Source organism: Micromonospora sp. NPDC004704 (assembly GCF_053601675.1).
In genome coordinates this window covers 77,385-83,407 of the sequence record NZ_JBSGCD010000032.1, presented here as the reverse complement: position 1 = coordinate 83,407, position 6,023 = coordinate 77,385, and the positions used below count along the sequence as shown (strand labels likewise).

Here is a 6,023-nt window from a genome sequence, read left to right as displayed (position 1 = left end):
CGGTGGTGAAGCATCGACGCCCGGACCTGTCGTCACCGTCACTCGTTCCTCCCCGTCCGGGCCCCTGCCCGAGGACGTCGGTAACACGTGCCGGCGACGGCACCGGTTGCGGGCGAGCGACCGGACGATGCTGTGGTTCACTGTCGGGTGCCGGACCGAGAGGGGGAGACCGTGCAACTGCCCGGAGTGCTCGGCGAGCCGATCAGGTTCGTGCTCAACTGGGGACGCCGCTATTCATTGTGGGTCTTCAATTTCGGGCTCGCCTGCTGCGCGATCGAGTTCATCGCCACCAGCATGGGCAGACACGACTTCATCCGGCTCGGGGTCATCCCGTTCGCCCACGGTCCGCGCCAGGCCGACCTGATGGTGGTTTCCGGCACCGTCACCGACAAGATGGCCCCGGCGATCAAGCGGCTCTACGACCAGATGCCCGAGCCGAAGTACGTCATCTCGTTCGGTGCCTGCTCCAACTGCGGCGGGCCGTACTGGGACTCGTACTCGGTGACCAAGGGGGTCGACCAGCTCATCCCGGTCGACGTCTACGTACCCGGCTGCCCGCCCCGCCCGGAGGCACTCCTGCACGGCATCCTCCGTCTCCAGGAGAAGATCGCCGCCGAGCAGTCCGGTATCGGTGGCGTGTCCCGCCCGGATCCGCTCAGCGCACCCGTCGACGCCGGCACCGGACGCAGCGTCGCCTCGCTGACCGCACCACCCGTACGTCGCCCGTCGAGCTGACCGCGTCCTCCGTCGGTCGGCCACGGCGGAGCTGACTGCGTCACCGGTCAGCCGACCACGGCACCGGGCCTGGTCAGGGCGGACTAGCCTGCGGAGCATGAGCACTGATCAACGGGCGGACCAACTGGTCGACGTCCTGATCGCCGAGTTCGGCGAGTCGATGGCCCTGGACCCGGCCGCGTTCCGGCGCAAGTTCCGCAAGATGGCCGCCTCACCGTTCGCCTTCTACCGGGGCAGCGCCTCGGTCTTCTACGCGGACCTGACCGGCGACTTCGCCGACGACCGGTTCCTCACCCCGCGTACCAGCCGGGTCTGGATCCACGGCGACCTGCACGCCGAGAACTTCGGCACCTACATGAACGGCTCCGGCCAGCTCGTTTTCAACGTCAACGACTTCGACGAGGCGTACGTCGGGCCGTTCTCCTGGGACCTGAAACGCTTCGTGGCCAGCGTGGCGTTGATCGGGTACGCCAAGGCGCTCTCCGACGACGTCATCAGCGACCTGGTGAGCCGGTTCGCCCAGACGTACCTGACCGAACTGCGGGCTATCGCGGCCGGCGGGGAGGAGGCGATCGGCTCCATCACCCTGGAGAACGCCGACGGGGTCCTGCGTACGGTGCTGCAACGGGCCCGGCTGAGCACGCGGGTCGACCTGCTCTCCGCCCAGACCACCATCGACAACTACGAGCGCCGGTTCGCCCTCAGCGACGGGGTGTTCGAGATCGACGAGGCGGCCCGCGCGGAGGTCGTCACCGCGTACGAGCGCTACCTCGGCACCCTGCCGGCCTCCACCACCGGTCTGCGCCCGGTCGCCGCCCAGATCAAGGACGTGGTGCTGCGCAAGGGAGTGGGCATCGGTTCGGCCGGGCTGCCGTCGTACAACCTGCTGCTGGAGGGGCACACCCAGGCGCTGGAGAACGACGTGGTGATTTACATGAAGCAGGCCCAGGTGCCGGCGGTGGCCCGGTACATCGACGATCCGGGCGTGCGGGGCTACTTCCAGCACCAGGGGCACCGGACGGCCGAGTCGCAGCGGGCGCTCCAGGCGCACGCCGACCCGTGGCTGGGCTTCACCGAGCTGGACGGGGTCGGCCAGCTCGTCGCCGAGGTGTCGCCGTACGCCGCCGACCTGGACTGGTCCGACGTCAACGAACCGGCGGAGCTGGCCGGGGTGATCGGCGACCTGGGTCGGGCGGTGGCCCGGATGCACTCGGTGGCCGACGACGAGTCCAGCCACGACCTGGTCGACTACTCCACCGAGGAGGAGATCGTCGCGGTGGTCGACAAGGACGAGTCCGGCTTCGTGGCCCACCTGGTCGACTTCGCGCACACCTACGGGCTGCGGGCCCGCCGGGACCACCAGGTCTTCGTCGACCTGTTCCGCAACGGCCGGCTCCCCGGTCTGTAGCCGAGCCGAGGGGAAGCCTCAGGCGAAGTCGAGTACGACCTTGATCTCACCGGGTACGGGGGTGTACGCCTCGGCGTACGCCTCCACCGGGACCCGGCGGCTGATCAGTGCGTCGAGCCACTGCCGGTCGGCCTTGGCCAGGGCGGTGGCGGCCAGGTCCCAGTGCCGACGGTTGGCGTTCACCGAACCGAACACCACGTTGTTCTCCAGCACCAGGTTTCGGTTGAGCGCACCCGCGTCGAAGTCGATCATGCGCCCGCCGGTCGAGACACCGGTCAGGCAGACGATCCCGTTCGGCGCGGCCTGGCACATCACGTCCAGGACAACCGACGGGGCACCGGTGCACTCCAGCACCACGTCGGGCTCGAAACCGAGCGCCGCCATCCCCTCGGAGTGGTACTGCGCGCCGAGCGCCCGTACCAGGTCCGGCTTGGGGCCGGTCGAACTCCGGTCCAGGACGTGCACGGTGAAGCCGCGCTGGCAGGCCAGCAGGGCGGCCAGCAGCCCGATCGGCCCTGCCCCGGTGACCAGTACGGTCTCCGGTCGCCAGACGGCCCGCGCGCCGATCCGTTCGATGTGCTCCCACGCCTTCGCCACGATGCTGGCGGGTTCGAGCAGCACCCCGACCTGCGCGAGCGCCGGTTCGAGCAGGATCGCGTACTGGGGGTCGACCCGCCAGCGCTCCCGGGCGAAGCCGGGCAGGCCCTTGATCCCGTGCTCGGTGTACTGACCGTTGCTGCACATGTCCCACTCGCCGACCGCGCAGTTCGGGCAGGGCACCGGGTCGGGGTGGCGGACGACACCGGCCACCAGGTCACCGGGGCGCAGCGAACCGGTCGGGTCCTCGATCACCCGTCCGAGTGACTCGTGACCGATGACCAGTTCGGCCGCGCCCGGCGGCGCCTCCCCGTAGTGCCCGTCGATGATCTCGTGGTCGGTTCCGCAGATCCCCACCGACAGCGCCTGGACCAGCACCGCCCCCTCGTCGATCGGCGGCTCGGAATAGCCGTCCACGAGGCGCAGCGAGTTCGGAGTCCCAGGAATCACAGTCACGGCGCGCACGCCCGCCATTCTCCCGCACCCTCCCCGCGATCTAGGGCATATACGTGTTTGTTGATCTTCAACCACCACCATATGCCCTAGATCGCGGGGAGGGTTGGGTTGTGGGGTGGGGTGGGGGGCGGGGCGGAGTCATAGGATCGCGGGCATGACGCCGGACGAGATCGGTACGCGACTGGGCACGCTCCTCGGTGGTGAGCAGCTCACGGTCGGGGTGTCCGGCGGGCAGGCGTACGCGCGGGCGACGGTCGACGTACCGCCGGACCGGTGGCGCGACGCGCTCCGGACCGCCCGCGACGACGCCGACCTGGACTGCGACTTCTTCGACTGGCTCTCCGCCGTGGACGAGCTGGCGGACGGGTTCGACATCGTCGCCCACCTCTGGTCGACCCGGCACCGGCACGGGGTGCTGGTGCGTACCCGGGTGCCCCGGCCCGAGCCCGAGGTGCCGTCCGTGGTGGACCTCTACCCCGGTGCCGCCTGGCACGAGCGGGAGACGTACGAGATGTTCGGGATCGGCTTCGCCGGGCACGCCGACCTCCGGCCGCTGCTGCTGCCGCCGGAGTTCGAGGGGCACCCGCTGCGCAAGGAGTTCGTGCTCGCCTCGCGGGTGGCCAAGCCGTGGCCGGGGGCGAAGGAACCGGGTGAGTCGGAGGCGGGGACGGCCCGCCGGGCGCCGATGCGACCGCCGGGCGTACCGGCGCCGGGTGAATGGGGCGACCGCTGATGCCGCTCTGGCTGGAACTGCTGATCCGGGTGGTGGCCGTCGTGGTCGCGTTCCTCACCCTGCCGCTGGTCGTCGGGCAGCTCGAACACAAGGTGATGGCGCACATGCAGGGCCGGCTCGGCCCGATGTACGCGGGCGGCTTCCACGGGTGGGCCCAGTTGATCGCCGACGGGGTCAAGTTCGTGCAGAAGGAGGACGTCACGCCCCGGGCGGCGGACCGGGCGGTGTTCCGGCTGGCCCCGGTGGTGGCGCTGGTGCCGTACCTGTTGGCCCTGCTGGTCATCCCGCTCGGACCGGGGGATCTGGTCGGGCAGCCGCTGGACATCGGCCTGTTCTTCGTCCTTGCCGTGATCGGCGTGGGTGTGGTCGCGGTGCTGATGTCGGCGTGGGCCTCGGCGAACAAGTACAGCCTGCTCGGCGGGCTGCGCGGGGCGGCCCAGCTGCTCGGCTACGAGCTGCCGCTGGTGCTCTCGGCGGCGAGCGTGGCGATCGCCGCCGGCACCCTGAGCCTGCCCGGCATCGTCGAGGCGTGGCAGCCGTGGTGGCTGATCTGGCAGGCGCCGGCCATGTTCGTGTTCTTCGTCGCCGGGCTGGCCGAGATCCGCCGCCCGCCGTTCGACATGCCGATCGCCGACTCGGAGCTGGTCTTCGGTTACATGACCGAGTACACCGGCCTGCGGTTCGCGTTCTTCCTGCTCGCCGAGTACGTCGGCATCGTGGTGATCGCGGCCCTGACCACGGTCCTGTTCCTGGGCGGGTGGCAGGGCCCGTTCGGCGACGAGTACCTCGGTTGGCTCTGGACCCTGATCAAGATCTTCGCGGTGTCCTTCGTGGTGATCTGGTTCCGGGTGTCCTACCCCCGCCTGCGTGAGGACCAGTTGCAGCGGCTCTGCTGGCTGGTCCTGGTCCCGGTGTCGCTGGGCCAACTGGTCCTCACCACGGCGGTCCGCGTCGCATTCTGACCGGGGCCCGTACGGGGGCTAGGCTGACGCACCGTGGTCGACATCGACAGCGCGGTACGACGGTTCGTGAGCGACGTCTGGCACGACTCCCGCGAGGAGACGGCGTACGAGTTGGTCGCCGAAGAGTGCCCCGGCCTCGGCGGTTCGGGGCCGGCGGCGGTCCTGGCCTGGCACCGGGAGCGCCGTACGGCCTTTCCGGACCTGCGCTACAAGATCGTCGACCTGATCGTCTCCGGTGAGCGGGCCGCCCTGCACTGGCGGGCCGCCGGCACCCAGCGTGGCGCCTTCGGGCCGGTGCCACCGACCGGGCAGGTGGTCAGTTACTCCGGTGCCACGTTCCTGCGCTTCGACCCGGCCGGCAAGATCATCGACGTGTGGAGCGTCAACGAGCTGTTCCAGCTCCTGCAACAGCTCGGCGTCGAGGTCCTGCCACCGCTCACAGGTGCCGGGGGATCAGCCGACTGACCGGCAGGTTCATCGCCCACGGCTCCCCGGTGTCGACGAACTTGTTCCACCGGCCCGTCTCCGTGTACACCTCGTGCACCGGATCGATCTTGTACGTGTAGACCGTCAGCCCGTCCTCGAACTCGATCCGCCAGTAGAACGGGATTCCGGCCTGGGCGTAGAGCGCCGGCTTCAGGATCCGGTCCATCGACTGCGACCCCTGGGAGACGATCTCGACCGCGAGCACCACCTCGTGCGGCTCGTACTTCGCGGTCCGGCGGGCGGCGGCGGCAGCGGTCGTGACCAGCACGTCCGGGATGAACGAGCGGCGGCGGTTGATCCGCACCTCGACACCCTGGGTGACGTCGTACTCGTCCGGACAGTCGACGTCCAGCGCGGCGGCCAGCCGCCAGGCGATCGTCTGGTGGGCGGCCGTGGGGGAGGGCGACATGATCAGAACTCCGTCGAGCAGCTCGCGGCGGTGGCCGTCGTCGGGCAGGGCATCCAGATCGTCAGTCGTCCACCCGCCCGTCGGCGGGTAGGCGTCGCTGAGTGCGGAGGTCATGCGAAGTTCCTCTCACGCGGGGCCGGGATCCCCGTGCCCAGGGTACGGCACCTCGTACGGCCGGTAGGGCGGGAAGTGGCGGGTGGTGGTCGCGCCGGGGCGACCGACAGTGCAGGATGGGCG

Annotated in this window: 7 protein-coding genes; 5 read left to right on the top strand and 2 right to left on the bottom strand. The window is 70.1% G+C overall.

Annotated features, from left to right (window positions below; genetic code table 11):
• Nucleotides 1–171 precede the first annotated feature (171 nt).
• Together ACWEFB_RS30750 and ACWEFB_RS30745 are read left to right on the top strand one after the other, a co-directional pair.
• Nucleotides 172–735: an NADH-quinone oxidoreductase subunit B gene (locus tag ACWEFB_RS30750; protein ID WP_326563042.1), complete on the top strand. Its 564-nt coding sequence runs from the start codon at nucleotides 172–174 to the stop codon at nucleotides 733–735.
• Nucleotides 736–832: 97 nt separating this feature from the next.
• Nucleotides 833–2,143 carry a DUF2252 domain-containing protein gene (locus ACWEFB_RS30745; protein ID WP_452291007.1) on the top strand — a complete coding sequence of 437 codons (1,311 nt, stop codon included), beginning with the start codon at nucleotides 833–835 and terminating at the stop codon, nucleotides 2,141–2,143.
• Between the two features lie 18 nt (nucleotides 2,144–2,161).
• Here ACWEFB_RS30745 and ACWEFB_RS30740 read toward each other — a convergent pair whose 3' ends face one another.
• On the bottom strand, nucleotides 2,162–3,205 hold the full coding sequence (locus ACWEFB_RS30740) for a glucose 1-dehydrogenase (protein ID WP_452291005.1): 1,044 nt from the start codon (nucleotides 3,203–3,205) through the stop codon (nucleotides 2,162–2,164).
• Between the two features lie 145 nt (nucleotides 3,206–3,350).
• On the opposite strand from ACWEFB_RS30740, the gene ACWEFB_RS30735 reads away from it, so the two are divergent.
• The 3 genes from ACWEFB_RS30735 to ACWEFB_RS30725 are packed head-to-tail and all read left to right on the top strand — an operon-like array spanning nucleotide 3,351 to nucleotide 5,356.
• Nucleotides 3,351–3,929 (top strand): NADH-quinone oxidoreductase subunit C, encoded by a 579-nt coding sequence (locus ACWEFB_RS30735; protein ID WP_326561130.1) that lies wholly within the window; start codon nucleotides 3,351–3,353, stop codon nucleotides 3,927–3,929.
• Nucleotides 3,929–4,891 (top strand): complex I subunit 1/NuoH family protein, encoded by a 963-nt coding sequence (locus ACWEFB_RS30730; RefSeq protein ID WP_363598897.1) that lies wholly within the window; start codon nucleotides 3,929–3,931, stop codon nucleotides 4,889–4,891. The genes ACWEFB_RS30735 and ACWEFB_RS30730 overlap by 1 nt, the downstream gene beginning before the upstream one ends.
• Nucleotides 4,892–4,924: 33 nt before the next feature.
• Nucleotides 4,925–5,356, top strand: a complete 432-nt coding sequence (locus tag ACWEFB_RS30725; protein ID WP_452291002.1) for an ester cyclase — start codon at nucleotides 4,925–4,927, stop codon at nucleotides 5,354–5,356.
• Here ACWEFB_RS30725 and ACWEFB_RS30720 read toward each other — a convergent pair.
• A complete protein-coding gene (locus tag ACWEFB_RS30720) occupies nucleotides 5,328–5,900 on the bottom strand; it encodes a Uma2 family endonuclease (protein ID WP_452291000.1) in 573 nt (190 codons plus the stop codon). The two genes, ACWEFB_RS30725 and ACWEFB_RS30720, sit on opposite strands and share 29 nt — an antisense overlap.
• Nucleotides 5,901–6,023: the final 123 nt, after the last annotated feature.